Below are 26347 nucleotides of genomic sequence, written 5' to 3'. Positions count from 1 at the left end.
CCACTTATAATAACGATGTTCGCGGAAGGAAAATTCATGAAAAATATTTTTCATCATACTCCCCACTATGTAATTTATTGAAGAAAACTTTTATACTATGGATTACCATCCAGTTTTTATCTATTATTCAGTCACAGTTTATCACAACCTAATTTTGAATTTTGAAAAATTTGAAAACCAACTTGGGTGTCGATAGGAAACTTCTTTCTCCCAAAGCAATGTTTTAATATCATCGTTCATGAATCAAATACGTACTCTCAATAAAATACACTCTGGCCTCATTGCTTAAGAATGTAATTCAACTTCCCTATCCTCAAATCATAATTTCTCTCCCCTCTCTTCATCACTCTAACCTCCCTTGAATTAGCACCTTCATTCATCTCCACATCCCCAACACAAAGCATCCCCTTAACTTCAACATCTCCACCCAACAAATACTCACCCTTCCCATCCTTCACAAAATGCACATAATCCAGCAACTCTTCCAATCCAGTAGTCGCATACTCCACTCTTGATGTATTTTTCACTTCACCGATGACAAGTTTAACCAACTCAACACTGTACTTTTCATAGACCTCCAACAAAAAATCAGGTCTTCCCCTCCAAATAGAATTAGATGGTTTTCGACCAAAGAATTCCTGTGCTAATTTGTTAGACTCAGTAAATGATTGATATTTTTGCTGTATGTATGGATTATCACTCTCTGCAATTTCACTAGCTCCTACTCCAAACTGAACTACATCCGACCCTGTTGAATCATGATAAAGTCGATATACATAAGAATCTTTTTCCCAAGAAGCTACCATGTTTTGCGAACCGTCCATTAAATGAAGCTGGCTTTCGTCGGTGTTTTGCTTAATTAGTTGGACGATCCAGTACAACTCAAATAACACGTCTACATTGTCTGGTGCGATAAATGTTTCTCGTAGAAGTATTTTGATGTCCTCTTCACTATAATTACCGCTCATTAACTTACGATAAGATAACAGTAATTTTGCCGCCTGACGGTATAGTTTATTGCGGTGGTTTAGCGTCTTCTGTATAACACGGTCAGAGACATGAACTTGGTCAACACGCTGCAAATAAATATTCTTATTATAGGCATGTGCGACGTTACCTTTTAATTGCTGCCATTCTGAAAACCATGCTGCATTTTCGAATCCCTTTATATAAGAATCTTTATAAAGCGTTGAGTATAGGAGTCCGAGCAATTCTTTGAGCACTAGGTTTCCCGGTATGTTATAGGAACGAATACTTTCATTTGTTGAGAATATCGTTCTATCTTTATGATTACGAGCCATGCGTTCCTTTGTAGTTTGAGCCCAGTCAATTTCACCTCTGACCTCACCGATATGTGTTTCATTTTGCATGACTGTCGTTGTCTTGAACCGTTTTAATAGAATTGGCAGATCCCTGACAAAATCTATCGTTTCATCCTTCAATAAAAAGCGAATCGTCAGTAGCTGGTTCAGGTTGGTTATATTCACATTCATTTTTGATAGAAATGAATTAATCCTTACCGTACCAGTCTTTAAATAGCCATGAAGAAATCCTGAAATTTCTTCAAGCAGCTCTTCTTCCTTTACACTCATTCAAACGCACCCACATCAAAGAAGTCATTTACAAAATCATCAAGGTGATTCTTTTCGATGATAGCATCTGTTTCATCAACCAATAGTGTAATGAAGTCTTGAATACGATTGACTGGAAGCCCTTCAAACTGTGGCAACACATACAAAATAATTGCTGACGTGAAATCTTCATTATCCTGTGTATGCTTTGCGATATCTTCTACAATTGCAGGCCCTATTTTGCGGTAGTTATTAATTAGCTTCCATATAGCTGTCAGCGTTTCTACGTTTGGGTATGTATTCATGCCCCATATATCCAAATATTGCTGAACTAAACCACTATTAATCTCTTTTGGAATACCTACTGGGATGAATGCAAAACGACGCATGAAGGCATAGCTCATTTCATACAGAGAGGCTTTATCGATCGTGTTCATCGTAGCAATGATCCGCCAATCATTTGGAACAACATATGTATGTTCATCCGCTTCAACAGAAGCCATTTCCCCTTGTGGTTTCATCCGAATAGATTCTCCACTTTTTGATTCAAATGGCAAGGTAACTTCATCACCTGTTAGAACAGAAAATAACGAACCAAATGCCTTATCAATATCTGCCCGATTGATTTCATCGATAATAAGCCATTTATTTTCCGGCTTACTTGTCTCCTTGTTCTTAACACATTCCAGGAAGATTCCTTCATCAAAATATAAATTGCCTTCCCGATCAGGACGATAGCCACCGATTGTTTCATAGGTAGACCAGTTAGATGCTGCAGTTACCATTGTTGACTGAACCTTATACATTTCGCATATCTTACTTGCTAGTTTTGATTTCCCCGTACCAGGAGGACCCGTTAAAATAATGTGCTTTCCGTTTTGGAGAGCAGTCATAACCTGACTCATCAGCACATTAATATTTTCAAATACTAAACCGTTTTCAAAATGTTCTACGTTGAAGTTGGTAGAAGGAATGTTGTTGCCAACTCTAGAAATAGGATTTATGGGATCTTTATCTTCATCCTCTTTATCGTCTTTCCACTTATCCTTGGCTGGAGAACGATAAAAATCAATTTTACTATCGGGATACTTATTTTCTAACTTTTCACGTATTAGCCATAATTTATCATCTATATCACTTGTACCTTCATTAATTAGATCAGAGTATGCCTTTGTGATTTTGGTTTTATGCCCCCAACTCGCAATACGTTCAAAGTTATCTGGCAGAAGTAAATGAAGTACCACATGATGCATTTGCACTTTTTTACCTACTTGTTTTTGTATTTTTTCTACCGCTTTTTTAAGGTCAGTTGGATTAGTTAAGGTGTTCTCTAGATTATTCATAGTTTTAAAATGTTCTACTAATAAAAATAAAAAGGAGATTTCATGGTATTTTTGCATAGCAAAATACATCCCTGGATGTCCAATACCCTCTTTCAAACTTTTAAATATTGGTAAAGAAGTATTAATAGTCATATTCTTCCATGAAGCGATTGTCTTTAGTTTTTCAATTTTTGTTTTATAACTAATTGAACTTTTAACCGGAAATAATTGATATATAAAAAGTAATTCTATAACAAACTTATATACACCCTCAGACTCATCTACAAGTTGTTGTTTTAATTTACTTTCAAAGTTTTCACCGGATTCATCTGGTCGCTCTATGAATATCTTTCTGAACCTACTCATATTGGCATCTGTCCAAATAGATTCGCCATCCCAAATTAATGATTTTTCTTTTAATAAACACTCATTTTTCCATTTATCAGCAGCATCATAAATAGCTTTTCTATCATTCTTTTCCTGTTCATAATATATCGCCAAGATTATTCACCCGCTCCATATATGTATTTCATCCTATTACTACTATAACAGACAAAATATTCCAAAACTATACATTATTTTGCATTATTAATTGACGTACTTAAACAAAGCTACACAAACCAAAGCTTTATTAGACTTTCACCACCAAGTAATAGCCCATGAAGGACACACTAAAAACCCCCTTTGAATTAACACATTCAAAGAGGGTGATAGTTTTAGCAGAAATCTTTTACAAGAAAATGTTAAAATTCATTGTTGTTTCAGCAGGTTTTGTTTCTACCATAATTTCACCATTCCGTATCGAATATAGAACTGGAGCTTGCGTGCGAATAGCTTCGTACTCAGAATCGGAATCAATGACAATTAAATTCGCCTTGTTCCCTTCTTTTACACCGTAGTCCTTTTCAATAGATAAAGCTTTTGCCCCGTTGGTTGTTATCAAATCGAGCGCAGTTACGATATGATCATAGTCGGTCATATGGCAGGCATGCAAGCCAACGTCGACGACTGGCATTAAATTTCCATTACCAAGCGGGTACCAGGGATCCATGATGGAGTCCAAGCCAAAGCAAACATTGATTCCAGAATCTGAAAGCTCTTTCACTCGTGTTAGCCCCCGGCGTATTGGGTGATTGTCGAATCTTCCTTGTAAATGTAAATTTGCTTTCGGAAGGGCAACAAAATTAATGTTTGCTTTTTTCAGCGTTTGAAACAGTTTGTAAGTATATGCGTATATGAAGCCATTGCTGTCGTATGACTTGCGGTCACCCGGTGTCCTATGCCCATTTTTAGTGACTCACCTGCAAGTACTTCCAAATATCTTGATTGGTCATCGTCAATTTCATCGCAATGGATATCGACTAATTTATCGTATTTTTCAGCGAGTTCAAGCGCCTTTATCACCGAACGAACGCCATCTTCACGTGTTAATTCGTAATGAGGAATTCCGCCAACGACATCGGCTCCCATTTTCAACGCTTTAACCAATAGTTCTTCTCCATTGGATTTCGTGTAAAGGCCCTCTTGTGGTAGTGCCACGATTTGCAAGTCCATCCAAGGCTTGATTTCATCTTTCACTTCCAGTAATGCTTCCAACCCTTTTAAAGTTGGATCACTTACATCTACATGGGTTCGCACATGCTGAATGCCATGTTTCAGCTGCATTTTTATCGCCTGGAAAGCACGTTTTTTAATATTCTCTTTTGTTTCGTTTACGACTTGTTTTCTCTCAGACCAAATCTCAATTCCTTCAAATACAGATCCCGATTGATTCCATCTGGGTGTCCCAGCTGTTAGTGCATAGTCCAGATGAATATGTGGTTCAACATAAGGGGGCAATACAATTTTTCCGTTTAGATCAATGATATGTGCATCATCCGTAGTATAATTCTTCTTATCCGGCGTTAACGTTTTTATTTGATCTGATTGAATTTCAATATTCCAATTGCCTTCCTGGCCATAGAGTTTTGCATTTTTTAAAAGCATTCTTAAACCGCTCCTTCATCTTATCTATTCTTTGGTAGACTCACTTTTCCTTTTTGAAAAGAGAATGGACACTTCTATCAAGTCGTTGCTTTACTACTTTATCAGATAGAAGACAAAGTCCTAGCTCCCATTTTGTTCAACTGTTTGAGGTCTCAACCTCCAACATGGTAAATGGTTACTGTTTAGGGCTTCAGGTGGGGGAATCCATATGTCAGTCGTTGTAAAAGATGAAAGACTGACTCTCTTCGCTATTGTCCAATAAGAAACGAGCGCTTCCTTATCATGAAAAGCGCCCTATGACTGAATAAACTTCTCTTCTTTTAAACGGTAGATGGATTACAAAACTCAGTAAGAATCTGTTTCTTTATTTCATCTTTCTGAAATTGCTGTGGATAGGTAGATATCATCAATATGGTGCCTTGAAGCGAGGATGAAAAATATAACGACCGTTTCCTCGGCTCCTCACTTCCATCTTTTCGAATATCTCACATTGTAATTCGAATTGTCTGGCGTTTTCTTCTATAAGCAAGTTACTGTATTTGTTCAGCTCTTTATCTGCTTCCGGCTGTGTTTTCAAATGAAGGTAAAAACGAAATACTTTCGACTTTCGATAGACGTTATCAACCGATTGCGTAAGATCTTGCAAAACGTAGATCAAGTTTATAGATGAATTAAAATATTGATAAGTTTCCCGAACGGGTCTCTAACATAAAAACGTCGCACCCCCCACGGCTCTTTGGCTGGACCATACTCAATTGGAATTCCTGCTGCTTTTATCCGAGCTAGTGCACTATCAAGATCATCAACTTCAATTGATAAATCAGGTACCGGGGTTCCGGAACCACCTTCTGAAAGGAAACTAATTTGAGTGTCCATTTTTTCATGAGAGCCGTAAGTCGAAATAAATTCCAGATTCATTAATTGATCAAGTCCAAGTACTTCCTCGTAGAAGTACCGTGCTTTGGTAAGATCCTGTGTTTCCACATTGGCTACAATCCGTTTAACCTTCATTCTTAGCACCTCCCAGTTGCCATTACTTTCTGCAATCTCTACAAGTAATCCTTATTAAACACTTTAATTTCCCTTGAAATTCTTATTCAATAAAGGCCCATTTACGTAAGACAGGTGCTGATTCTTAATTCAATCTTGCGACACTTGATTAAACACTTCACCGATTTTAAAACTTACCACTAAAGTCGATTAGAAACTAGGTTTATCGTCATAAAACTATTTCTGCTCAATTATCTGAATGAGGTTCCCGCATGTATCTTCGAAGACAGCTATTGTTACTTTCCCCATTTCAGACGGTTCCATCGTAAACTTCACGCCCTGTTTAATTAATCGTTGGTACTCTTCATGAACATCTGCAACGCCAAACATTGTTACTGGGATGCCATCAGCAAATAGCTTCTTTTGATATTCTTTGGCAGCAGGATGGTCATTCGGTTCGAGCAAAATCTCGGTGCCGTCTTGATCATCTGGTGAAACAAGTGTTATCCACCTATATGCTCCCGCGGGCTCATCATGCTTTTTTACAAAGCCCAGCGTTTTTGTATAAAACTCTAATGCCCTGTCTTGATCTTCAACGAATACACTGGTAACAATGATTTTCATAATTTTTTCCTCCTTTGATAATTGAGATGTATAGTTCTCTGCTAACAATACCGCTAAAGAACTATACATTCATCATTACTTATAAATCTACTCTACCCATCCTTTCAGCAAATTTTTAAGTGGTTCGTTGTTAAACATAAGTACTCGATATTTTCCCTTTCGTTTTGATTTTACGAGCCCAGCATCATCCAATACAGAAAGATGTTTAGCTATTGCCTGTCTCGAAATGGAAAGATCGTGCTTCATTATGAGGCGTGCTGTAAGTTCATATAACGTCAGCTCGTTGCGTTCGGATAGTTCGTCTAATATCAGCCGCCGAGTCGAGTCGCTGAGTGCTTTGAATATAGCGTCTTTGTTCCACATACACCAAGTATATGCAACCGTATAGTTGCATGTCAAGGAAAACTTATGAAAGTGGTACACGCCCAATCAGATAAAGATTGCTAAGGCTTACATTTTTCAAAGATTTTTTCATACAATTCTATAAGAGGTGATGAATAATGCCAAGAGTAGCATATACCAATCATGACGTTAACTTAATAGCAAGGATGATGAGGGCAGAAGCAGTGGGAGAAGGACGACTAGGAATGCTGATGGTTGGTAATGTAATTGTTAATCGAGCGAGAGCTGATTGTTTAGATTTTCAAGATTTACGGTCAATACGGGAAGTGGTTTTTCAAGTACAAGGAGGAAATTATTCTTTTGAAGCAGTACAAAAGGGTAGTTTATTTTATAGTCCAGCAAGAGGTGTGGAAAAAAAGTTAGCCAGAGAAGTTTTAAAATATTGGAGAAAACATCCTGCAAAGTATGCACTTTGGTATTTTAATCCATCTGGTGAATGTCCTCCTACATGGTACGGTCAACCACTTACAGGACAATATAAACAACATTGTTATTATGAACCAATAGCTAATACATGCGCAAGTGCTTATAGATATTAATAAATACCCCACTCAATTGTGGGGTATTTTTGATATTAGATTTTTTTAGAGTCAACTGTTGTTAAAACGAATACAGCACCATAAAACAGCGACATCAACAATGAGTAGGACCCATAACTTAGGTCAAATAGGATATTTCCTCCAAATAAAGGTGTGATAAAGATTAGATAAAAAGGATACTGTATTGATGCTATTACATCTAAAATACCATTCCCAATCATATCGTGCTCAAATGTTGTGATTACAAATACAATTACACCTGATATGACCCCGAACATTGAAAAAGTCTTCAATATCCTACTTCCTTTTTTAGAATACGTTAGTAACAATACCATAAACAATATCGTTACAAGTGAGTTCAAAATGTCGATATCTGAATCAGGATGTTTGATTGATGGCATCAAATTTATTGAAAACGCCAATAAGTATGAGCCTATTAAGAATATGTACTTCATATTAACTCCCCCTTGTATAAAACTTTTCTTTTTCCACTTTTCAGATAGAGTTGTACCATCTCAAAAATATGCTTTAGGTATAACACCATTCAATTTTTGAATAAAAAATTCCCACTTGGGAAATCTGCTTTTTTTAATTTTAAACCTTGTTATGTTATAGCAGTTTCTACTTTCTCTAAAGTTATATCAAGTGTTTTGACTAAAGATGTTTCTCCTGATTGTTGACTACAAGCAACCAAGAACAGAAATTATTAGTACAAAAAATAGTAATATTCTTTTAACCATAAAACATACCTCTTCAATTTTCCTACTGAACAATACGTCAATTAGTTCAATAGCCAAATTCTTATTAAACAATATGTATCCTTCAGCAAAACAAGAATTTTTTATGGCTTAACTACTGTGCCGTCTGCCTTTCCAATTACAAATTCCTGCAAGGTATATGAGGATATAACTTCGCCACTTAACTCTGTTATTGAAACTTTTACATCTTTGTCAGTAACCATCCCTTCTATATCATCTTTGCTGACTTCTTTTTTCAACATTAACGTGTTACCCGTACAAAACGTATTTCCCTCAGGTGTCTTTCCTGCATTTGTAATGTCACGACTATCGAGTTCTAATACACTTGAACTTTCATCTACAATAGAATTTAATTCGTCTTTTATTTCAAAAGTAACTAAAAACGGGGCAATAGATGACTTATCCTTTTGGTTAATTTCGATACAGACCTGAGTTGCTAATGCGTTGAAGTCATCAAGAACTTCTTCAGGATATATTACCTTACTTTCATTTCCAAGAATAGTTAACCTTTCCTTAACGACCGTGTCATTGCTACAACCAAATAATAAAATCGTAGTTAATAATAGCATCAAGGTAAGAACTTTAACCTTCATATTTCCCTCCTAAGTGCAATAACGCTTATACAACTGATACGTTAGTTAATTAAACAAAAAATGCCTTTTCAAGTTAAGCATCAGTTAGTTTAATAATTAGAGCTAATTTAAAATTCACCACAGAGGTTCTTCTTCATCGGAAATTTCAATTATAAAAGGATAAATAGTCCATATAACTGCTATCATTGGTAACATTAAAACACCAACCATCCACCACGGTAAATTTAATAATTCGTTAATTGGCAAGGCAATTAGTGGTATTAGACCAATCATAGCTGTTCGTTTTCTGGAAGAAGCTGACTCGTATTGTCTTTTGTGGCAATGTGGACATTTCAATCTAAATAGTGTTTTTACCGTTTGTTTCCAAGCCCATCTTTTACCGCAATTTTTACAAATTGGCATTTAAACACCTCTCTTTCTAAGTACCTGAGGGTTAGTGCAATAAGCCATCTTTTATTCAACAATCTCACCCAATTATGGAATAGATTTAATCAATTAACACTTCAATTTCGTCTTCATTATCTTCTACCAATTCCTCTAATAAATGGTCAGCTTCTTTGTTAAATATCTCCATCCCTTTTTCTTCATCAAACTCTGCTACCCCTAACTTTTTTTCAATATAAGTAACCAAATAAGCATTTTGTTCATCAATTCTTTTTGCATATTCCCTTTGGAATTCTTCTGGTTTCATATCTAATTTTTGAGCTTGCGATTCGGCAAACTTACGAATTTGCTTTCCGCCTTTATCTTTTGTATTTGTAGGAGGCAGTTCCCCGAACCAGCCGCCGTCCCTTTCATCACTTAATTTGTCTGAAATATCAAGGTCCATTTCCTTTACCTTTTGTTTTACCAACTCTACTCTTATTGCCCAATCAAGGTAATCTAACGCAGTATCATCGGGGTATAAAAACCGTAAATCACCTATTGTAATTTCTTGTCCTTTTACAATGGCTGCCGCTTCGTTATCATCATATTTTGAAACAATGCTGCACCCAACCATAAAAATAAGGAGTATCAAAACGGAAAACTGTACGACTTTTGACATTATTAAAAACACCTCTATTTAATACTTCTAAAAAATGGACCGATTGTTGAACAAAAAATAAATACCACTTTCAACTGTCCCGCTACTATAAAACAAGAAGCCAACGTTCTTATTAAACAATTGCACCAGTTAGTTGAGTAAATAAAGAAAGATATTTAACAAACAGTACAAAAAGCTTCTTTATTAGATTGGTTTACCTTTGGTTAGTAACTTTAATGCCGCCTTTCTCATTTCAGGGTTTTTTCCTGCTAAAGCTAAAGTAGCTCCACCTACTCCTACCCAGACCGAGGCAACCATCCATCTTTTGAATTCAGAATCTTTTTGATAAGATTTTTCAACCATACGCTCAATACGATCATTAAGTTTGTCTCTAGCTTCTTCACTTAAACTTGGGTCCTTTAGTTGCTCAGAAAAAATCTCTATTGCTTTGTCAATTGTACTATACACTTTTTCTTGAGATTTCGAACCTACTTCTCCCATGTTGTTAATTGCTTTTATGATTTCAGGAAAATATTTTAGTAAAGTTTCTAGTTCTGTCGAGGTTAATTCAGTTAGGTCATAATTGTTTTCCTTGAGTTTTATTAAGGGTTTATCAATCTCTACTTTTTCACTCACGTCTACACCTCTAAATTAGTTATTTTATACTATTATATAATAAGTAAAATTTTAAATATTGTATTTTTTATAGAATTTGTTTATTCAACCAATCTGTACCTATAGTTTTAAAATGATATTATCTTTGTTATGAATCTTCTTTAGAGATAATCTCCTTTATTTCATCTATTTTTTATCCATCTTATTTAGCTATAACATAATATCAAACACTTTAATTGTAAAATTCAGAAATTAATAATAAAAGAAAAAGACCATCTTTGATGATCTAACTGGTTCTATTCTTGCACCAATTAGAATAATTAATCGAGCAATCTTTTATTGATAAATACATACGTAATGGTTAAAAGAAACAACATAGCAATCAAAAGAAAAGTTTCCTCATAAGGATAGTCAATAAAACTATGGATAACTACTAACAATCCTAAAGGTAGAAAAAAAACTCCCCCTGTAACTTTACCTAATAAAGATTTATTTTTAATGTTTTTTTCATTAAACCCAGCTAATAACCAAGTTTGCTTTTTTGCAGCGACCAAATAGGATACAAATAAAAGAGCTATACCAATAATTAAAAATCCGTATTGCATATTTGAACCTCCCAAAACCGTATTTATTTCCCAATACTTTATTTACGATTCTGGATCAAAAAAGTTCCCTTTATTAAAGTAACCTGCCTCTATAGTTGAACAAGAAGTGGGATTTCTTATTCAAGGAAAGCATCCGTTTCTTTAAGTCACAAGATAACTAAAAACTCTAAGTTTGAATAAACAAGAAGGCTCTGTTATAGAGCCCATTTGTTTTATTTTTATCTTATGAATCCGCCTTCTGAATGGATTATTTGTCCTGTAACCCAATCCGCTTCATCGCTGACTAGAAATTTAATGGTTTTTGCAACATCCCTTGGTTCACCTAATCTACCAAAGGGAAACATCGGTTTTAGGTCACTCCTTATTTCCTCTGTAACCCACCCAGTATCTGTTGGTCCAGGGTTAATTGCATTGACTGTTATACCAAAAGTGGCAAGTTCTGCCGATAACGTAACAGTCAAAGCATCAACTGCTCCTTTCGTTGTTGCATATGCTAATTCACCAGGCATAGGTCCTTTAAACTGACCTGAAGTAATATTAACAATTCTTCCTCCAGATTCCTTCTTAAAGTTCTGAGCAAATTTACTACTTAATAGTGTAGTTGCACGAACATTCACCATATAGTGCTTATCTAATTCATCAGCAGTAAGATTGGAAAAATCGTTATTTGTTGAGTATGCTGCGTTGTTAATTAATATATCAGGATAACCAAGTTGTTCATTCACTCTATTTATAAGAAGTTCAGGTGCATCATTTTTAGTTAAATCCAATTCCATCCGAGAAACCTTAACACCTTTTTTTACTAATTTCGCTTCTAATTTCATTGGTTCATCTAAATATATTGTCCAAGGCATCCCTTTATCATAATCCGTCCAATAAGTGAAAAAGATATGGTAACCAGTTTCAGCTAACTCCTTGCAAATAGCTGCTCCAATACCATTATTGCGGCTAGCACCCGTAACAATTGCAATTTTTTCCTTTAATTGATTCATCATAATTACCCTCCAAACACAATCAAATAAACTCTCAAGTGAGAGTAATAATAGACTATTGAGTTTTACAACTTAAAGTGCGTTTAACTCATCTTCCTTGTTGAGTTAACCTGCTGCTATAGTTGAACAAGGCTGCGGTTCCTTCTTCAACTCTTGCACCTGTTAGCTTAATAAGAAAGAAATCACTTTAAGATTTTAGTAACTCTACTCCTAACCCTATAAAGAGCACTAACGATAGTAACAAATATAAATTGAATGGTTTCGTTTCTTTTTTCAATACATCTTCTATACCGAATAAGAAGAATATAAAGGCTAAAAAAGGAAAAAGATAGTTCGTATATAAATCTATACTGTTAATAAAGAAATGATATAAACTAACACATAAATAACAAATAGCTAAAGTAAAATTTACTATCCCCAATATCCTCAATTTTTTACCCCCATTGTTAATTACGGTAGTATTTTTCAATATTCTTGACTCGTTGGTGCAACAAGAAGGAGTTGTCAAAACGACTCTTGGAACTTCAACTAAAGCACCAGTTAGTGAAAAATGATTTTTTTATGGTTCACTAATTCCCATTGCTAGTAATAAAAAGAAAGTAAAAACCAAAACAAATCCATTACCTAATAAGGCGATAATTAAAAGAATATGGCGTTTAGACATTAACCAAGAGAATATAGCAGATAAAATACCAACAATCGATAAAATGCTCAAAATGGTAATACCAAAGTAAATATCAGCATTTGGTCCTCTTTGGATATAGAAAAATATGATACTTGTTATCACTGTTAATATAGATGTAACGCCTAAAATATCTACTACTTTTCTCTTATGCAAAACAACACCCCCCCTCATTTATTCACTTATCCTGTTTAATAAATCTACCATTTAGCACTATAAGCGATATGAATTGCTGAAATGACAACTTCTTCTTTCGTTAATGCACCCTTTAGTTGAAGAGTTTAAATTACGAACCTACTTCTCTTTCACGTTCAATATGTATTTCTGGTTTATAAATAGAAGAATATCCATTTACCCACATCTCATTAGTTCTCACCTGAAAGTTCCACGTACCAATTTTACGAAAACTTGGATAGGTGAGTAGCAACTCAATTTTATTAGCATCATATTTACTTTTTAATGTATGTTCCAGTTGAACTTTAGAGATTGATAAAAAGCCAAAACATAAACAGATAATTATAGTACCTATTAGAATAATTGCTTTACCTTTTTTATTAAAAAACCCAATAACAACACTAATAAGTAAGGTGATTATAATAATAAAATCAACACTGGCGATTATATGAAAGTCAAATTCACGTTTAGCAAATGGAAATAGGAAAGCTACGCCATTTCCAATATAATCTATAAAAATGTGACCAATTAAAACAGTTATTGAAAATACAATCCACGTTTTAGCAAATGAAAAATCTTTAATAAATATACGAAAGACTATTGTAAATAGTAAACCAAAGAGTGGTACGGAAAAAATTGAGTGACCAAAAAATTCACCAAAAAACTTTGTTACATCTGGCGAAACAGCAGATAACCCTCCAAACAAAAACACTATACTTCGCTTTTTCTTCGATAAGAAATCCTTGTTAAACAAAATATAGGAAATACTTACACCTACTAAAAAGTGAAGTATAGTGTGTATTAGATACCCCATTTACTCCTCTCCTTTTAACCTTTTAAGTTTTATTATAACTACATATTTTATTCTTCTGCGTCTTTAGCAAAAGAAGCGACTGCCTCTATTGAACAATCAGTTAGCACAAAAGATATGCTTTATTTTCTGTGCATTACAAATTGAGATTTATTATATTTAAACTTATTTTTTTCGTAAAATGGAATTAAGTCCTCTTCACAAAACAGGCTAATTACATCAATATTAGAAAGTTCCTTTAACAATTGTGATACAATTTTCGTCCCAATACCTGACTTTTGAAATTCTGTATGTAATACAACATCTTCAATATAAGCCCTAAATTTACCGTCCGATACCGCCCTTGCAAAGCCTATTAGAATATCATCTTTCCACGCACCAACAGATATTTCTCTTTTTAACATTTTTTCAATATCTTGTACTTTTCTTTCTTCCCACCAACCTGCATCAATATAAAGTCTCATTAGTTCAGTTGCTTTTATTGGTTTTTCGGTAAAACTCTTAACTTCTACTTTCAAACTGTCATCCCCCAGTATTTTTTTCTTTATATTACACCCACAGCATTATATAGGTATTCTTCAATTAACCTGCTGCGTTAGTTTAAGTGTAATTCTTCACAAATCTGTGTTTATTTTAACATAAATATTCACAAAATTTTGTGAAGTCATAGGAAAACTGACTAATTGCCAATTTATATATGAGATTGCAGGCAAAGTGTACACCCTAACAACTTAAGGTGAAAATCACACTGCAATTTTAATTGATGCTATTACTGAAAATACTATTATGCCAACAAAAAACGACCATCAATCAGCATGCAGATTAATGGTCGTTTTACATTACATTTTTAATATTTTCAATAGATCAATATTCGTCTACTGCTGAACCAACGTCAGGTCAGCTCTTACTTCTCACAGCTTCTGACCCCTGTTTACGATACATGGAAACCAATGCCGCTCCGATTGAAAGTAAAGCAAAAAATCCGCCGACTGTTGCATTTTGTTCAATAGAAGCACGCTCAATAACCAGGCCGCCAATCAGTGATCCAAATGCGATACCTAGATGAAGCGCCGAATTATTCAGACTCTGCTGAATGTCAGATGATTCAGGTGATAAACCAATGAGATAGGACTGTGTTGCTGGAGCCAACGTCCAGCTGAGTAGGCCCCAGATCACCAATATCGTTAAAAATGCCGGGAGTGCAAATGTTGTATATGGTATGGAGAATATAACCAGCGTAAACAGAATGATCGTTAACATAATGGTCCGCTCTGGCCCTAGTTTGTCTGATAAAGTACCACCAACTCCACCACCACTTACCGCTGCTATTCCGAAAATCAAGTAGATAACACTGAGCCAAGTCCCGTCTATCTCCATGGTCATTTTTACAAAAGGAGTCAAATAAGCATAAAGAACTGTATGACCCGCTATGAACAGAAATGTTATGGCCTGCCCAAAAAATATTCTCCGTCTTTTCAAAGTTGCCAGTTGTTTTCTAATTGGGCTGGAAGGCTTTGGATCAATCCGCTCCATCAAAAGAAACACACCAGCTATGGAAAAGACAGTTAAAACTGAAATCAGCACAAACGGAGCACGCCATCCAAAAGCATTCCCCAAAAGTAACCCGACAGGAATCCCAAGAACAATCGAGGCACTAACTCCCATGGATACTATTCCGATTGCCCTGCCACGATATTTTGGATGAACGATTGATGGCGCTATGGTCAGACAGAGAATAATCAGTAGTGACCCGCTCAATGCCGAAATAATTCTGCCTATAAAGACAATCGTATATGTCGGGCTGAAAACTGTTACAATATTTCCCAATAGAAATATAGCCAGCGAAATAAGTGTCAGCCGTTTTCGCTCGATATTCGACGTAAGTATTAATAAAATCGGTGCCCCGACAGCAAAGATTAGTGAAAAAATAGTAATCAGGAAGCCAACCTGACCAAGACTAACATCCAGGTCTGTTGCCATCAGGTCCAATAAACCACCAATAATTAATTCAACCATCCCGACAACAAATGCAACAATCATTAAAAAGTAAACACGTTTATTCATTTCATGACGCCTTTCGTCTCTTAGTTAGTTCGATAGTTAATCGTAAACCTAATTGTTCAAAAAGACAAGAGTGTACCAGATAAATACTTTTAACAAACACAATATATGTATATATCGCTATCTTCCTGCTATAACAGACAAAATAGTATTGAAACTAACCAATTATAACCTAGTACACCAGAGTTAACTGTTGTCGCCCTTTACAAAAAAAGAAGTAACCGCATTTTGTAAAATGCGATTACTTCTCTTACCATTCAGACCAAAAAGATCATAACTATTGAATCCTTATCTAAAGTTGCCATACATTCCAATATTAAACTAGTCTTTTCTAACTGGAAATTGTAACTCAGTCACAAATTCATCAGGATTATCTGTCAGCCAGTCACCCTTGTGGTATATCTCCCGAACCGGTCCATTGGTTGAATAGCCATTATCAGATAACCATTTGTGCATTGTATTAGACGTTTCCCCGATAGTGGAAAGTGATCCGGTATGAACGATACTTGCCATGTTCTCAACTAAAGGCAGTTCATATACCTTAACGTCATTACTTTCTGGAATAACATTTGTTATCGGTTCAACAACCTCCATATCTATCTGACGAGAATCAGTGTTTATAAATAAACCACTATGATACATCGTCAAACAAGGTACAGACCGTTTGCTGTTCATTTTATTAATATGTTTATTGACCGTTGACCATAAACTTTCACAAAAATTATCAAATGATAGGCTGCTTGCTTTCTGAATCGACTTTCTTACAGATGCCACTAAAATGGGTTCAACTTGCTTAATTGATATTTTATTCATATAAGGTACTCCTCCGTTCTTTATTAGAAAAATATTTGTACGGAGACGTTCCAGTCTGTTTGTTTCCAGTTCCAATGATTTTTCCAAGGAATCTGCCTTATCTTCCAGCATTGTAATTATCTCTTTATTTAAAGAGCCTTCAATTAAGGTAGAAGAAATTTCTGAAAGTGATAGGCCGGCATCCTTTAAAGCTAAAACTTTATTGATTGTTACAAGCTGATCAGCTTCATAATAGCGGTAGTTTGTATTCCCATCTATGAACCTGGGTTCTAGTATTCCTATATTTTCATAATGATAAAGCGTATTTATGGAAAGCCCGCTCAACTTTGAAAAATCACCAATTTTAAACATATAATCACCTCGAAAAAAACAGACTATACAGCTGTGCACCTCTGCCGTCTAATTTAATAATAATGTCTTGGGTAACCCAAGAGTCAATAAAGTTTACTATATTTTTTTAATTTATCTAAGACTGCTTTTAGCTACCCAGCCTTCTCTACCATCTTTTTTAATTAAGCTATATCCCGTACAGCTGATTCTGTAATCAATCTTACCATAACATTCCAACAATCTATCGGATTCTCCGACAAACACACTTCATCTATCCAGGGAATACAATAGGCACAAAACCAGTAAAGGGTGAAAAAAGTGCCACAATCATTACCAGTTAATATTGAGCCAATGCGAGTCAGCTATGGTACAGATATCCAATTAATCTATCCCCATGTTTTTGGTATGCGGGATCAGGGAATAGAGCGATTCATCAATCAGAACATCGTCGATGAAACACAGCAGCTTATCAACATACAGGTAACTGAAATGCCGACCACGCTCGTTGAAATGGACGGCTCATTCGAAACTAAAAACAACCAGCGTGATGTCCTGAGTTTATCCTTATACAACTATGCGTACCATTATCAGGCAGCACATGGAATGACCTATATCAAATCACTAACTTTTGATTTGGAGAACAAAAGCCGCTGCAGTCTCAGTGACCTATTCAAACAGGGAAGCAATTATGTGGATCGGATTTCTGAGCTTATTAATGAACAGATTCAAGAGCGCGATATTGGTACATTTGAGGTACGGTTAAAATTCAGCCGGATCAGGACTTTTACATTGCTGATAAAGCACTAGTCATCTACTTCCAGCTCTATGAAATCACACCATATGTTTTCGGGTTTCCAATGTTTCCAATATCCGTCTATGCCATCAAGGATATTATCAATGAAGATGGTCCGCTTGGCCGAATGGCAGAGAATAATTAGCTATATACTAAACTTAAATATAAAGTTTAAAGTAGGAACATTTAAAGGAAGACCATATTCAATTCTTAATCGAAAACTTGACTGAAAATAAGAACCCACACCCGTAACTCCACTCACGAAGGGTGCGGGTTTTTTATACTCATTTATTGATTAAAGAACATAAGAAAATAACGAACGTTTGTTTGGTTTTTACTATTAATCTTTTCACTCTTATGGTAGAATTTATATAGCAACTACATAGTATAGTGGGCGGTTGACCATCTTCCTTTAGAAGGGAGGTGGTAGGATGACGACATTAGAAGCATTAAGTCTAGTAAAGCAATTTAGTCTTTCACTAATAACGACACTGACACTAATTATAACTATTGTCGTCTACCTAAGAACAAAAGCGCAAGCGCCTGTTCAGCGCCGTATGGACTGCGCCCGCGCATCGCGGGTGGGTCGACGTTGCCGCGCAAAGCGGCGGTCTTAGTAGATCTTCCTTTTCCCTGAGATAAAGGATACACGAAGAGCGTAAGCGATTCGATGTTGACTTATCGTAGACACGGGGAGGGAAGTCCACTAGGCGCTAGGCGCTGGAGCTGGACGTCGCTGATTCAGAAGTCCAATTATCCACAGCACTTAAATTTTATAATTTCCTATATAAACAAAAAGAAGTAACCGCCCCGTGTAAATTGACCAATGGCAGTTACTTCCTTTTAGATTTAATCATCAACGGTCAGCCGCTCTTTAAGTGTGGACCCGTTCAGTATACAATTTTCCATGCTTGTTTTGTAAGATCCAATTAATTAGATCATTCTACTATATAGATATACTTTATTAGACTTAGCAAGTTTAAATAGCTTCCTTCCTTAAGAATACTGGTCAACTACTCCACCTATTCTTAAACTTGTAACTTGTTATACTTTCGCAATTTTATATTCACAAACTATGCAGCATTTTTTGAAGATGTGATATTAACATTCGCCTGGACTAAACGGTTTCTAACTGTTATTCCAATCCAGCTGGCAAGAAATGCTTTAATTAATCCTACGATTATGAACGGATAGACACCTGCTGCTAGTGCCTCACCCCATGTTAGTTCAACCACATATTTAAGCTGAATGGTCCCAAATAATAACGTAATCACCATACCTATAGTATTTGCAATCATTGCCATAGGGACAGTAAACCTAGACTTTTCAAGGATATATCCTGTGACAAAGGCAGCTGCAATAAACCCGAATATGTATCCTCCTGTTGGTCCTACCAATACTTGAGGGCCTCCACTAAATCCTGCAAACACCGGAAGACCTATAGCCCCAATTGCTGCATAGCAAACCATGGCGACAGCTCCTTTTCGACTTCCGAGAATAGTCGCCGTAATTCCGACTGCTAGTGTTTGGCCACTTATCGGCACAAGAGGAAGTGGGATCTCAATTTGGGCCATAATAGCTGTTATCGCAGCAAAGATTGCACAATGTAATATGAATCTGAGCTTCTCACTTTGTTGTTCCAATTCTCTCAACTCCTTAACTTTAAAATAATTGCATAAACAGGACACAAAAAACAGTATCCATTATAGTGATTATAAACATAGATTAAATTATTGTAAACCATAATACCAATAGGTTAACAATATAGTTGAACTCATATACCCTATTCAGCCTCCTCTCCTATATTTTGGTATTATATATAAAAGTACCCTAAAGGTGTCACATTTTAGTATTTAAAAGAGTCTGCCATTTTGGTATAACTATTCTTTATCCTGTTCCACATCAATAATCACTTTAAGAATATTAGTATTAATTTTTTCAATAATAGTTATATATCATACACTGCAAAATCAAAAGAGGAATTAATATGTTAAAACAGTTTTACAGTGACGTAATCCAATATAAAGGGACCCATTATGACTACGGTTATTTCCAAGGTGAACTTCTCAAAGATTCGACTATTTTGCCTAACCGTGAAAAACAATGGGGACCTAAGAAAAATCGGCACTTTTTGATTAATCCGGATGAGTATAAAAATATCATGTCAAAATTTGCACCAGCCATACTTGATGAAATTCGCGGACTTGCTGATGCCCTTCACATGAATATGGAAAAGGCATTCCGTCTGTTTGGCGGATATTATTTGGAATATACCAGAAGCGGCTGTTCCATTTTTACCGATTCTAATTTTATGGTCCGGAATTACGACAGTAACCCTAAAGGTTATGAAGGACGTTATATGCTATACGAGCCGACCGATCAGGGGCTTGCCGTTATCGGACCGTCTATGCAAATTACTGGGCGGATTGATGGAATGAACGAAAAAGGACTCGTAATGGGTTATAATTTTACTCATAGCAAAAAATCAGGAGATGGGTTTCTATGTAATATGATTGGCCGCCTAATTTTAGAGACATGTGCAAGTGTGGATGAGGCAATCTCTTTACTGAAAGAGATTCCACACAGACATTCTTTTAGTTATGTTCTTCTGGATTCCACCGGAGAATCCTATGTCGTCGAAGCTTCGCCAAGAAAAGTAGTAGTGCGGAAATCTAATGTATGTACAAATCATTTCCAGTTGCTTGATGAAGAAAATCGCTACCGTCTTGAAGAATCACGCCATCGGGAGAAAACCATACAACAAAAGCAACTTCAGGCAATGAACCCTTATCAAGCTTTCAAAGTTATGAACGATCCCGCTCACAGTGTATTTTCAAAAAAATACGATGCAGCTGCCGGGACTATTCACACGTCTACTTATTTTCCGAAAGAATTGAAAGCTTGGTTCGTAATTGGTCCGAATCGAGAACCGGTGATTTTTGACTTTACCAAGTGGATTCAAGGTGACAAGATTAACATTAAGCGAATCAAAGGTAACCTTGAATATGCTGGTTCTTTTGTAAATATGGAATACTTGTTTGACCCTTCAGCGCGTTATGGACTGGAATGACGTGTGAGATAAAGGATACACGAAGATTAAGGTATCATCCGTTTTAGAGCGTTCAATTCTTTTCCCAATTATGTTCGTGATTGCTTTGATCACTATTAACCCGACAATCAGGACAATAATTGCCAGCGCAATGTTTTTAATAATAGGTAGTGCCACTTCCATCCATTCCATTTTTATTCCTCGCTTTGTATTCTAGTATTTTTTATACTTGCTTACTCTATTTCGAACTGTGCATAGAATAACCAATTCCTTGTGAATATATTATCATACATTATGACCTGAATAACCTACAAGTAACCGAGTCACCATTTGATTGTTATATAACCATATAACTGGGGTAAATAATCTAAATGATTTAATTTTGCACAAAGGTCGATCAAATATAAAAGTCATCTGTTAGATACCCTCATAATTTTTTACTACTGGTCGAAATGCTAATGTTGACTGACTAAAAAGGAGCAGGTAATTTGTCAGATAGTAACGAAGACTTGAAGCTTGAAATCGAAAAACTAAGACATGAGATGTATCACGCCTATGAAACCCATCAAGAGTACAAAATCCTCGTTAGCATCTCCCAAAAGTTAGACAACTTGTTAAATAAGTTGAAGCAAAATTGATAACTAAACCCTCCGGTATCCCTGGAGGGTTTTTTTAAAAGAAAAATTTCTAAAGAAAGGACAAGTGAATCAAATAGGACACTTCAAACGTAGGTAGTTTTAGCTATTCGAGTAAGAAAATATTATAAGTAGTCGTGCATATACTTATGTAGAGTTCGAGATATAAGAAGGCATTTTATTGAATTAATGTAAATAGATATCAATATACTAGATTATGTTTGTTGTTTATTTTTAAATCCTATGATTTTGTCATTGGTAACGTTAATAACATCACCTAGGGCAACTTATTTAGGCACTTAAATAATGATGCAATAGCGTAAAAGAGATTACAGAAAATGAATTTTCAAGACCAATTACATTACGTTGGCTATATTATAATTTACGAATTTCTACGTGAAAGGTGTTAAAGACATGAGGTTAGCGGTTATTACAGTTGGAAAAACACATAGCGGAAAAACTATATTTGCTCGAACTTTAGAACAGGGTCTGCCCAACTCTCTTATGATAGACCAGGATAATCACGCAGAATTTATCAACACTTTTTATAATACCCTGCAGCCAAAACAGGGCCCTAATACTCTCAAGTATGCTGTTTCTCAAACAATTGTTGATTATGCTGTTAATCAGACTAATTTACACCTTATTATCAGCAACTCAAATCGTAAACGAAAGGATCGCTCTGAACTACTCAAACAGTTTCACGAAAAAGGATTTATCAGCATACTTGTTCACTTTAATTTCCCAGACCATATCCTTCAAACACGAGTTACTGAAAGTCAGCGCAGTACAAATATACTCAGGAGTGCTTCTAATTTTGAGGAAGTGCTTAATCGGCAACAGACTGATACTCTGAAAGAAGAGGTGTCAGATCCAAAAGAAGGAGAAGCAGATCATTTATTTGTAGTAGAAGACAATGAAGAAGTTGAATCTGTTATTCAAAGAATTATTCGAATTACTTAATGAATGAGGGCTTTAGTGAAATAATACAGAAATAGCCTAGCATATCATTATGAATGCTAGGCTATTATATTTCAAAATACCCAAATGAATTTAACCTTTTACTGTCTTACTGTTTGTAATGCTCCGCTCCATGACAGGAGTTGGTCAAGCATTTCATTCGCATTGTTTTCATGGTAGTCTGCTGGTTTGAACTTACTAAAGTCTTCAAAGTCAGTCATCAATGAGAATGTAACTGCTGTACGTACGTCTGCAACTTTTAATTCCCCTAAAATAAGGCGCAGATTTTCATGTGCCCGCGTACCGCCTAAGCTGCCATAACCGACAAAGCCTGCTGCCTTGTTGTTGACTTCTGGATTTAAATAATCCAATGCATTTTTAAATGCTCCGCCTATTGCGTGGTTATATTCTGGTGCAATGAAAATATAGCCATCAAAAGAAGCTATTTTTTCGGACCAAGCTTTAATTGCTTCCTCAGCTTCTTGTTGTTCAGTTTCTGGTACTGCTGCACCCAAAAACGGCAATTTATATTCTGCTAGATCTACAATCTCATATTCTGCCTTATCGTTACGCTTTGTCGCGAGATCATTGATCCAGTTTGCAACTGCTTCCCCATTACGACCTTGACGAACACTTCCTAGAACAATTCCTATCTTTACCATTTATATCTCTCCTACTATGTTTATTATCCTTAATTCAAGACAATCGCTAGTATAATCTATTAATACAACTAAGTCTATCTTTTTGCTCAGGATTAAAAGAACGATTATCAATGAACGTTTTAGTTAAACTCTAAGTATATATTTTATACTTGATATACTTTTTATATCAGATATACTATTTATAAAGAGGTGTTAAACATGAAGGTTTGTCCTTATATTGAAGCTTCCTTTCAAATCTTAGGGAAAAAGTGGAATGGGCAACTTATCCATTATTTGTCCTTGTGTGATAACGGTACAGCACATTTTTCTGATATAAAGCATGATTTGAGAGGAATTACATCCAGAGCACTATCACTGAAACTTTCTGAACTTGCAGAAGAAGAACTAGTCGAAAAAATAGTGGAAAATGGTTCACCAGTCACCATTTCTTATCAATTAACAGAAAAAGGAAGATCCCTCTCCAATAGTCTTAAGCCAATTCAGGAGTGGGCACAAAACTATATGAATGTAAATACTCCAAAAGAAAGCGAGGGAGAGGAAATTGACAAAAAACAATAATATGATTTGTGATTCAGAAACAGGCGTATGCGGCGTATCTGGAGAAGAAGAACTGGAGGTAATTGATTTAAATAAACCCAAAAAAACGATTGACCTTTATTATGTGACGGACCCTATCTGTTCTCATTGCTGGGCACTTGAACCAGTTCTCCGCCGTTTTGAAGAGCAGTATGGGGATTATTTTAACTTCCATACGGTAATGGGAGGATTGCTGGAAAAATGGGGTGATGAACCAGTCGATCCGGCAAACGGAATTTCAGGACCTGCAGATGTTGCTGGACATTGGAGAGAAGTTGGTGAACAAACGCGCATGCCAATTGATGGCTCGCTTATGTATGACAACCCTGTTCAATCATCTTATCCCCCATCTCGGGTATTTAAAGTTATTCAAAATGAGAACAAAGCCTTGGCTAATATCTTTTTACGCCGTGCTAGAGAAGCGGTTTTCGCGTTCAATCAAAATATTTCAGAAGGAACCGTTCTGATTAAAATCGTGAATAAACTTGGACTTGATGGAGAGAAAATTGTAAAAGAAGCTGAACTACCAAGTGGACAGCAATCATTAAATGAAGATTTTGGACTTGCAGCAAGTCTAAGCGCTACAGGATTTCCTACCATTATAATGGTAAATGAGGAAAATAAAGGTGTGAAAATTGTTGGTGGTCGCCCATTGGAATATTATATATCAGGGCTAAAGCAAGTTCTGAACATAGAGGAGCTCCAACCAAAGCAGCAACCAGCACTTTCTGGATTGCTAGAAAAAGAAAAATTACTGTTTTCAAAAGAGATTGAAGTAATGTACGATGTTGAAAAAAAGGATATTCACGCGTTTGTTGAAAAAGAGCTTCCTTCAACTACTTATCAATCAAAGGAAATTATGGGAGAAACTTATTTTGTGAAAAAATAACTACGTTAAAGCAGAAGTGATCAGGGATAATAAAAAAGAGATTTCCAACTAAGGAAATCTCTTTTTACTAATAACGCTTATTTTTGAACGTTAGCAGCTTGTGGTCCACGGTTACCTTCAACAATTTCGAATGTAACTGTTTGGTTTTCTTCTAGTGTTTTGAAACCTTCGTCTTGAATAGCAGAGAAATGAACGAATACATCGTCTTGCCCTTCTACTTCAATAAAACCGAAACCTTTTTCTGCGTTAAACCATTTAACATTACCTTGTAACATAAATTGTTACCTCCTGCGTGGATATTATCCACAATGTATTACTATTAATGCTCTGCATATTCATTCCAGACGAAAGTGACTTACTAGTTACTTTTCTCTTTCATTGACAACCGAACAAGAATAATTAACTTTTATCATAACAGTGAAAGTAGTTCCTGTCAAGTACTGATGCAAATTCTTTTAATTAAGTAGTAGTGCTGTTATTTTTTTAAGCTATCTAAAAAGACGAATCCAAAAACAATGCCAGCAATTGTTGTAACTGTCGGACTGCCAGTTATAATTATATCTGGTATGGGAATAGAGCCTTGACCCAATGGTGAGTATGGTAAAATAGACATTGTTATTACATAGAAACATGGCAATCCAATTGCTATGAATTTAACCCAATCAAACGTCCACTGCTTCTTATTATAGATTTCAATTATCAATTTTGGAAATCGCAGCAACAATCCAATAACGATAGGGAATAAGGTAGCAAATCGTACAACAGGAAATAATTCAAACTTCATTTTTGCTTCTTCATTTAATTGAACTTGATACTTCATTCCCCAGTAGATTATAAGTCCAATAGTAATTGTCCAAACAAGATAGTAAAAAAAGCGCTTAATTTAAATCTCCCCCTTTAATTATGCTGATTTTTTTCAAACCAAAGCAGTGCTTGCTTTTCCATTTCCTTTACGAATTCTTTTTTTGCAGGGCTATAGTCACTTGTGCTATCAAAACGTTGAGCCAGCTCTTCTTTAAAATTGCTGTATCGATCTACTTCTGCTGGGTGGGTTCGCAGGTAATCCCTAAATATTAAATGCCGTTTAATCTGAGGATTATCCACTTGATAAAAATGAATATGGTGCGTTCTGTTTTCCCCGCCTTTTCGAAATAATCTTCTTCCTTCAATGCCCCATTCGCCAGCAACATCATATCCAAGTGTATGCATTTTGTCATTGAACAAATCAATTTTCTTAATGTCTTTTACAATACACATCATATCAATTACGGGTTTAGCCTTAAGGCCAGGAACTGCGGTGCTCCCAAAATGTTCAAATTTAATCACTTCGTCGCCAAATATGGTTTTTAAAAATTGAGCTTCCATTTGAAACATTTTTGCCCAGTTTTCATTAAAATCTGTTAATCTAACTTTCATAAAGCCCCCCTCTTATATCTTTTCATTTTCGATATAATCTAAAGCGCACCACCTAACATTAATACTTTCATTACCTCCGCTACCATATATATTATAACAACCCCAAAAAACAATATTGCAGACTTATAATCACCGGACTTAACGGAAAAAGCTCCCCTTACCAAAAAGAAAAGAAACGCTATAAAAAAGATCATTTCACCGTAGATCACATAGTTTTGGCGGTCCAGAAACATTAAAATAAAACATATTATTGCTAAAGTTATAAGGCTAATGCTAAGTATCGAAACAGGTTTACTTACATGTTTATCTGACTTAATTTAGTACCCCTCCCATAACTAATAGTCAAAATTATATTCTGGCTTAAGTGTAATACACCTTTGCTAAAGGTAACTATTCAGAAAAACGCATTTACTTTCAACATTATACGAATAGCAGAATCCGCTGTTTTCACAACGGGATACTGCTGATTAAATTA

Annotated in this window: 31 protein-coding genes and 1 pseudogene; 8 read left to right on the top strand and 24 right to left on the bottom strand. The window is 35.6% G+C overall.

Features of this window, described 5'->3' with window-relative positions:
* Positions 1-278 precede the first annotated feature (278 nt).
* From BLS02_RS12880 to BLS02_RS12850, 6 genes and pseudogenes are all read right to left on the bottom strand, one after another.
* Positions 279-1592, bottom strand: a complete 1314-nt coding sequence (locus BLS02_RS12880; protein ID WP_092493439.1) for a hypothetical protein — start codon at positions 1590-1592, stop codon at positions 279-281.
* Positions 1589-3394, bottom strand: coding sequence for an AAA family ATPase (locus BLS02_RS12875; RefSeq protein WP_217633964.1), 1806 nt, complete (start codon positions 3392-3394; stop codon positions 1589-1591). The genes BLS02_RS12880 and BLS02_RS12875 overlap by 4 nt, the downstream gene beginning before the upstream one ends.
* Before the next feature lie 229 nt (positions 3395-3623).
* A pseudogene (gene codA, locus BLS02_RS12870) lies at positions 3624-4879 on the bottom strand (cytosine deaminase).
* A 660-nt stretch (positions 4880-5539) separates the two neighbouring features.
* Positions 5540-5890 (bottom strand): VOC family protein, encoded by a 351-nt coding sequence (locus BLS02_RS12860; RefSeq protein WP_092493438.1) that lies wholly within the window; start codon positions 5888-5890, stop codon positions 5540-5542.
* A 216-nt stretch (positions 5891-6106) separates the two neighbouring features.
* Positions 6107-6493 (bottom strand): VOC family protein, encoded by a 387-nt coding sequence (locus tag BLS02_RS12855; protein ID WP_175559494.1) that lies wholly within the window; start codon positions 6491-6493, stop codon positions 6107-6109.
* 87 nt (positions 6494-6580) lie between these two features.
* Positions 6581-6856: an ArsR/SmtB family transcription factor gene (locus BLS02_RS12850; protein WP_092493437.1), complete on the bottom strand. Its 276-nt coding sequence runs from the start codon at positions 6854-6856 to the stop codon at positions 6581-6583.
* A 137-nt stretch (positions 6857-6993) separates the two neighbouring features.
* On the opposite strand from BLS02_RS12850, the gene BLS02_RS12845 reads away from it, so the two are divergent.
* The gene (locus tag BLS02_RS12845; RefSeq protein ID WP_092493436.1) at positions 6994-7434 is read left to right on the top strand and encodes a cell wall hydrolase; all 441 of its coding nucleotides are present in this window, start codon (positions 6994-6996) and stop codon (positions 7432-7434) included.
* 35 nt (positions 7435-7469) lie between these two features.
* Here BLS02_RS12845 and BLS02_RS12840 read toward each other — a convergent pair whose 3' ends face one another.
* From BLS02_RS12840 to BLS02_RS12785, 12 genes are all read right to left on the bottom strand, one after another.
* Positions 7470-7889 (bottom strand): hypothetical protein, encoded by a 420-nt coding sequence (locus BLS02_RS12840; protein WP_092493435.1) that lies wholly within the window; start codon positions 7887-7889, stop codon positions 7470-7472.
* Positions 7890-8275: 386 nt separating this feature from the next.
* Complete coding sequence (locus tag BLS02_RS12835) at positions 8276-8785, bottom strand: hypothetical protein (protein WP_092493434.1); 510 nt, start codon at positions 8783-8785, stop codon at positions 8276-8278.
* A gap of 114 nt (positions 8786-8899) precedes the next feature.
* On the bottom strand, positions 8900-9187 hold the full coding sequence (locus tag BLS02_RS12830) for a TIGR04104 family putative zinc finger protein (protein WP_092493433.1): 288 nt from the start codon (positions 9185-9187) through the stop codon (positions 8900-8902).
* 85 nt (positions 9188-9272) lie between these two features.
* Entirely contained in the window at positions 9273-9830 is a 558-nt protein-coding gene (locus BLS02_RS12825) for a hypothetical protein (RefSeq protein ID WP_092493432.1), read from the bottom strand.
* Positions 9831-10013: 183 nt separating this feature from the next.
* Positions 10014-10445 (bottom strand): hypothetical protein, encoded by a 432-nt coding sequence (locus BLS02_RS12820; RefSeq protein ID WP_092493431.1) that lies wholly within the window; start codon positions 10443-10445, stop codon positions 10014-10016.
* A gap of 299 nt (positions 10446-10744) precedes the next feature.
* Complete coding sequence (locus BLS02_RS12815) at positions 10745-11029, bottom strand: DUF3784 domain-containing protein (protein ID WP_092493430.1); 285 nt, start codon at positions 11027-11029, stop codon at positions 10745-10747.
* A gap of 218 nt (positions 11030-11247) precedes the next feature.
* The gene (locus BLS02_RS12810; RefSeq protein WP_092493429.1) at positions 11248-12024 is read right to left on the bottom strand and encodes an SDR family oxidoreductase; all 777 of its coding nucleotides are present in this window, start codon (positions 12022-12024) and stop codon (positions 11248-11250) included.
* A gap of 556 nt (positions 12025-12580) precedes the next feature.
* Positions 12581-12859 (bottom strand): hypothetical protein, encoded by a 279-nt coding sequence (locus BLS02_RS12805; protein WP_254788772.1) that lies wholly within the window; start codon positions 12857-12859, stop codon positions 12581-12583.
* A 130-nt stretch (positions 12860-12989) separates the two neighbouring features.
* Positions 12990-13691, bottom strand: a complete 702-nt coding sequence (locus BLS02_RS12800; protein WP_092493427.1) for a metal-dependent hydrolase — start codon at positions 13689-13691, stop codon at positions 12990-12992.
* A gap of 119 nt (positions 13692-13810) precedes the next feature.
* On the bottom strand, positions 13811-14152 hold the full coding sequence (locus BLS02_RS12795; protein ID WP_139180802.1) for a GNAT family N-acetyltransferase: 342 nt from the start codon (positions 14150-14152) through the stop codon (positions 13811-13813).
* Positions 14153-14585: 433 nt separating this feature from the next.
* A complete protein-coding gene (locus BLS02_RS12790; RefSeq protein WP_092493425.1) occupies positions 14586-15752 on the bottom strand; it encodes an MFS transporter in 1167 nt (388 codons plus the stop codon).
* A gap of 318 nt (positions 15753-16070) precedes the next feature.
* A complete protein-coding gene (locus tag BLS02_RS12785; RefSeq protein WP_092493424.1) occupies positions 16071-16913 on the bottom strand; it encodes a MerR family transcriptional regulator in 843 nt (280 codons plus the stop codon).
* Between the two features lie 297 nt (positions 16914-17210).
* Between BLS02_RS12785 and BLS02_RS12780 the strand changes: the two genes are divergently transcribed.
* Together BLS02_RS12780 and BLS02_RS19430 are read left to right on the top strand one after the other, a co-directional pair.
* Entirely contained in the window at positions 17211-17699 is a 489-nt protein-coding gene (locus BLS02_RS12780; RefSeq protein WP_368073016.1) for a PdaC/SigV domain-containing protein, read from the top strand.
* Positions 17657-17830 (top strand): DUF3298 domain-containing protein, encoded by a 174-nt coding sequence (locus BLS02_RS19430; RefSeq protein ID WP_368073024.1) that lies wholly within the window; start codon positions 17657-17659, stop codon positions 17828-17830. Before BLS02_RS12780 ends, BLS02_RS19430 begins: the two co-directional genes overlap by 43 nt.
* Before the next feature lie 928 nt (positions 17831-18758).
* Here BLS02_RS19430 and BLS02_RS12770 read toward each other — a convergent pair.
* The gene (locus tag BLS02_RS12770; RefSeq protein ID WP_092493422.1) at positions 18759-19328 is read right to left on the bottom strand and encodes a biotin transporter BioY; all 570 of its coding nucleotides are present in this window, start codon (positions 19326-19328) and stop codon (positions 18759-18761) included.
* Between the two features lie 344 nt (positions 19329-19672).
* On the opposite strand from BLS02_RS12770, the gene BLS02_RS12765 reads away from it, so the two are divergent.
* Positions 19673-20755, top strand: a complete 1083-nt coding sequence (locus BLS02_RS12765; RefSeq protein WP_092493421.1) for a C45 family autoproteolytic acyltransferase/hydrolase — start codon at positions 19673-19675, stop codon at positions 20753-20755.
* Here BLS02_RS12765 and BLS02_RS12760 read toward each other — a convergent pair.
* Positions 20732-20926 (bottom strand): mechanosensitive ion channel family protein, encoded by a 195-nt coding sequence (locus tag BLS02_RS12760; protein WP_092493420.1) that lies wholly within the window; start codon positions 20924-20926, stop codon positions 20732-20734. The genes BLS02_RS12765 and BLS02_RS12760 overlap by 24 nt on opposite strands.
* A 296-nt stretch (positions 20927-21222) precedes the next feature.
* On the opposite strand from BLS02_RS12760, the gene BLS02_RS18790 reads away from it, so the two are divergent.
* Positions 21223-21372: a Spo0E family sporulation regulatory protein-aspartic acid phosphatase gene (locus BLS02_RS18790; protein WP_092493419.1), complete on the top strand. Its 150-nt coding sequence runs from the start codon at positions 21223-21225 to the stop codon at positions 21370-21372.
* 411 nt (positions 21373-21783) lie between these two features.
* Positions 21784-22332: an AAA family ATPase gene (locus tag BLS02_RS12750; RefSeq protein WP_092493418.1), complete on the top strand. Its 549-nt coding sequence runs from the start codon at positions 21784-21786 to the stop codon at positions 22330-22332.
* 98 nt (positions 22333-22430) lie between these two features.
* On the opposite strand, the gene BLS02_RS12745 is transcribed toward BLS02_RS12750, so the two are convergent.
* Positions 22431-22991 carry an NADPH-dependent FMN reductase gene (locus tag BLS02_RS12745; RefSeq protein ID WP_092493417.1) on the bottom strand — a complete coding sequence of 187 codons (561 nt, stop codon included), beginning with the start codon at positions 22989-22991 and terminating at the stop codon, positions 22431-22433.
* Between the two features lie 198 nt (positions 22992-23189).
* On the opposite strand from BLS02_RS12745, the gene BLS02_RS12740 reads away from it, so the two are divergent.
* A complete protein-coding gene (locus BLS02_RS12740; RefSeq protein ID WP_092493416.1) occupies positions 23190-23549 on the top strand; it encodes a winged helix-turn-helix transcriptional regulator in 360 nt (119 codons plus the stop codon).
* A gap of 1 nt (position 23550) precedes the next feature.
* Entirely contained in the window at positions 23551-24456 is a 906-nt protein-coding gene (locus tag BLS02_RS12735; protein WP_092493939.1) for a DsbA family protein, read from the top strand.
* 77 nt (positions 24457-24533) lie between these two features.
* Here the strand turns inward: BLS02_RS12735 and BLS02_RS12730 are convergent, their stop codons facing one another.
* The 3 genes from BLS02_RS12730 to BLS02_RS12720 all read right to left on the bottom strand — a co-directional run bounded on the left by BLS02_RS12730 (position 24534) and on the right by BLS02_RS12720 (position 25872).
* Complete coding sequence (locus BLS02_RS12730) at positions 24534-24731, bottom strand: cold-shock protein (RefSeq protein ID WP_092493415.1); 198 nt, start codon at positions 24729-24731, stop codon at positions 24534-24536.
* A gap of 200 nt (positions 24732-24931) precedes the next feature.
* The gene (locus BLS02_RS12725) at positions 24932-25276 is read right to left on the bottom strand and encodes a hypothetical protein (protein ID WP_245736137.1); all 345 of its coding nucleotides are present in this window, start codon (positions 25274-25276) and stop codon (positions 24932-24934) included.
* Positions 25277-25353: 77 nt separating this feature from the next.
* Positions 25354-25872, bottom strand: a complete 519-nt coding sequence (locus BLS02_RS12720) for a GrpB family protein (RefSeq protein ID WP_092493413.1) — start codon at positions 25870-25872, stop codon at positions 25354-25356.
* Positions 25873-26347: the final 475 nt, after the last annotated feature.

The organism is Virgibacillus salinus (assembly GCF_900102415.1).
Taxonomy (GTDB): domain Bacteria; phylum Bacillota; class Bacilli; order Bacillales; family Amphibacillaceae; genus Lentibacillus; species Lentibacillus subterraneus.
The sequence above is the reverse complement of the archived record's forward strand: the minus strand, read 5'-3'. Positions and strand labels throughout refer to the sequence as shown.

Coding starts and splice junctions, on each gene's coding strand:
- BLS02_RS12880 (WP_092493439.1), bottom strand. CDS start 1,592: ATGAGTGTAAAGGAAGAAGAGCTGCTTGAAGAAATTTCAGGATTTCTT.
- BLS02_RS12860 (WP_092493438.1), bottom strand. CDS start 5,890: ATGAAGGTTAAACGGATTGTAGCCAATGTGGAAACACAGGATCTTACC.
- BLS02_RS12855 (WP_175559494.1), bottom strand. CDS start 6,493: ATGAAAATCATTGTTACCAGTGTATTCGTTGAAGATCAAGACAGGGCA.
- BLS02_RS12850 (WP_092493437.1), bottom strand. CDS start 6,856: ATGTGGAACAAAGACGCTATATTCAAAGCACTCAGCGACTCGACTCGG.
- BLS02_RS12845 (WP_092493436.1), top strand. CDS start 6,994: ATGCCAAGAGTAGCATATACCAATCATGACGTTAACTTAATAGCAAGG.
- BLS02_RS12840 (WP_092493435.1), bottom strand. CDS start 7,889: ATGAAGTACATATTCTTAATAGGCTCATACTTATTGGCGTTTTCAATA.
- BLS02_RS12835 (WP_092493434.1), bottom strand. CDS start 8,785: ATGAAGGTTAAAGTTCTTACCTTGATGCTATTATTAACTACGATTTTA.
- BLS02_RS12830 (WP_092493433.1), bottom strand. CDS start 9,187: ATGCCAATTTGTAAAAATTGCGGTAAAAGATGGGCTTGGAAACAAACG.
- BLS02_RS12825 (WP_092493432.1), bottom strand. CDS start 9,830: ATGTCAAAAGTCGTACAGTTTTCCGTTTTGATACTCCTTATTTTTATG.
- BLS02_RS12815 (WP_092493430.1), bottom strand. CDS start 11,029: ATGCAATACGGATTTTTAATTATTGGTATAGCTCTTTTATTTGTATCC.
- BLS02_RS12810 (WP_092493429.1), bottom strand. CDS start 12,024: ATGATGAATCAATTAAAGGAAAAAATTGCAATTGTTACGGGTGCTAGC.
- BLS02_RS12800 (WP_092493427.1), bottom strand. CDS start 13,691: ATGGGGTATCTAATACACACTATACTTCACTTTTTAGTAGGTGTAAGT.
- BLS02_RS12795 (WP_139180802.1), bottom strand. CDS start 14,152: ATGAGACTTTATATTGATGCAGGTTGGTGGGAAGAAAGAAAAGTACAA.
- BLS02_RS12790 (WP_092493425.1), bottom strand. CDS start 15,752: ATGAATAAACGTGTTTACTTTTTAATGATTGTTGCATTTGTTGTCGGG.
- BLS02_RS12785 (WP_092493424.1), bottom strand. CDS start 16,913: ATGTTTAAAATTGGTGATTTTTCAAAGTTGAGCGGGCTTTCCATAAAT.
- BLS02_RS12765 (WP_092493421.1), top strand. CDS start 19,673: ATGTTAAAACAGTTTTACAGTGACGTAATCCAATATAAAGGGACCCAT.
- BLS02_RS12760 (WP_092493420.1), bottom strand. CDS start 20,926: ATGGAATGGATGGAAGTGGCACTACCTATTATTAAAAACATTGCGCTG.
- BLS02_RS12750 (WP_092493418.1), top strand. CDS start 21,784: ATGAGGTTAGCGGTTATTACAGTTGGAAAAACACATAGCGGAAAAACT.
- BLS02_RS12745 (WP_092493417.1), bottom strand. CDS start 22,991: ATGGTAAAGATAGGAATTGTTCTAGGAAGTGTTCGTCAAGGTCGTAAT.
- BLS02_RS12740 (WP_092493416.1), top strand. CDS start 23,190: ATGAAGGTTTGTCCTTATATTGAAGCTTCCTTTCAAATCTTAGGGAAA.
- BLS02_RS12735 (WP_092493939.1), top strand. CDS start 23,551: ATGATTTGTGATTCAGAAACAGGCGTATGCGGCGTATCTGGAGAAGAA.
- BLS02_RS12730 (WP_092493415.1), bottom strand. CDS start 24,731: ATGTTACAAGGTAATGTTAAATGGTTTAACGCAGAAAAAGGTTTCGGT.
- BLS02_RS12725 (WP_245736137.1), bottom strand. CDS start 25,276: ATGAAGTATCAAGTTCAATTAAATGAAGAAGCAAAAATGAAGTTTGAA.
- BLS02_RS12720 (WP_092493413.1), bottom strand. CDS start 25,872: ATGAAAGTTAGATTAACAGATTTTAATGAAAACTGGGCAAAAATGTTT.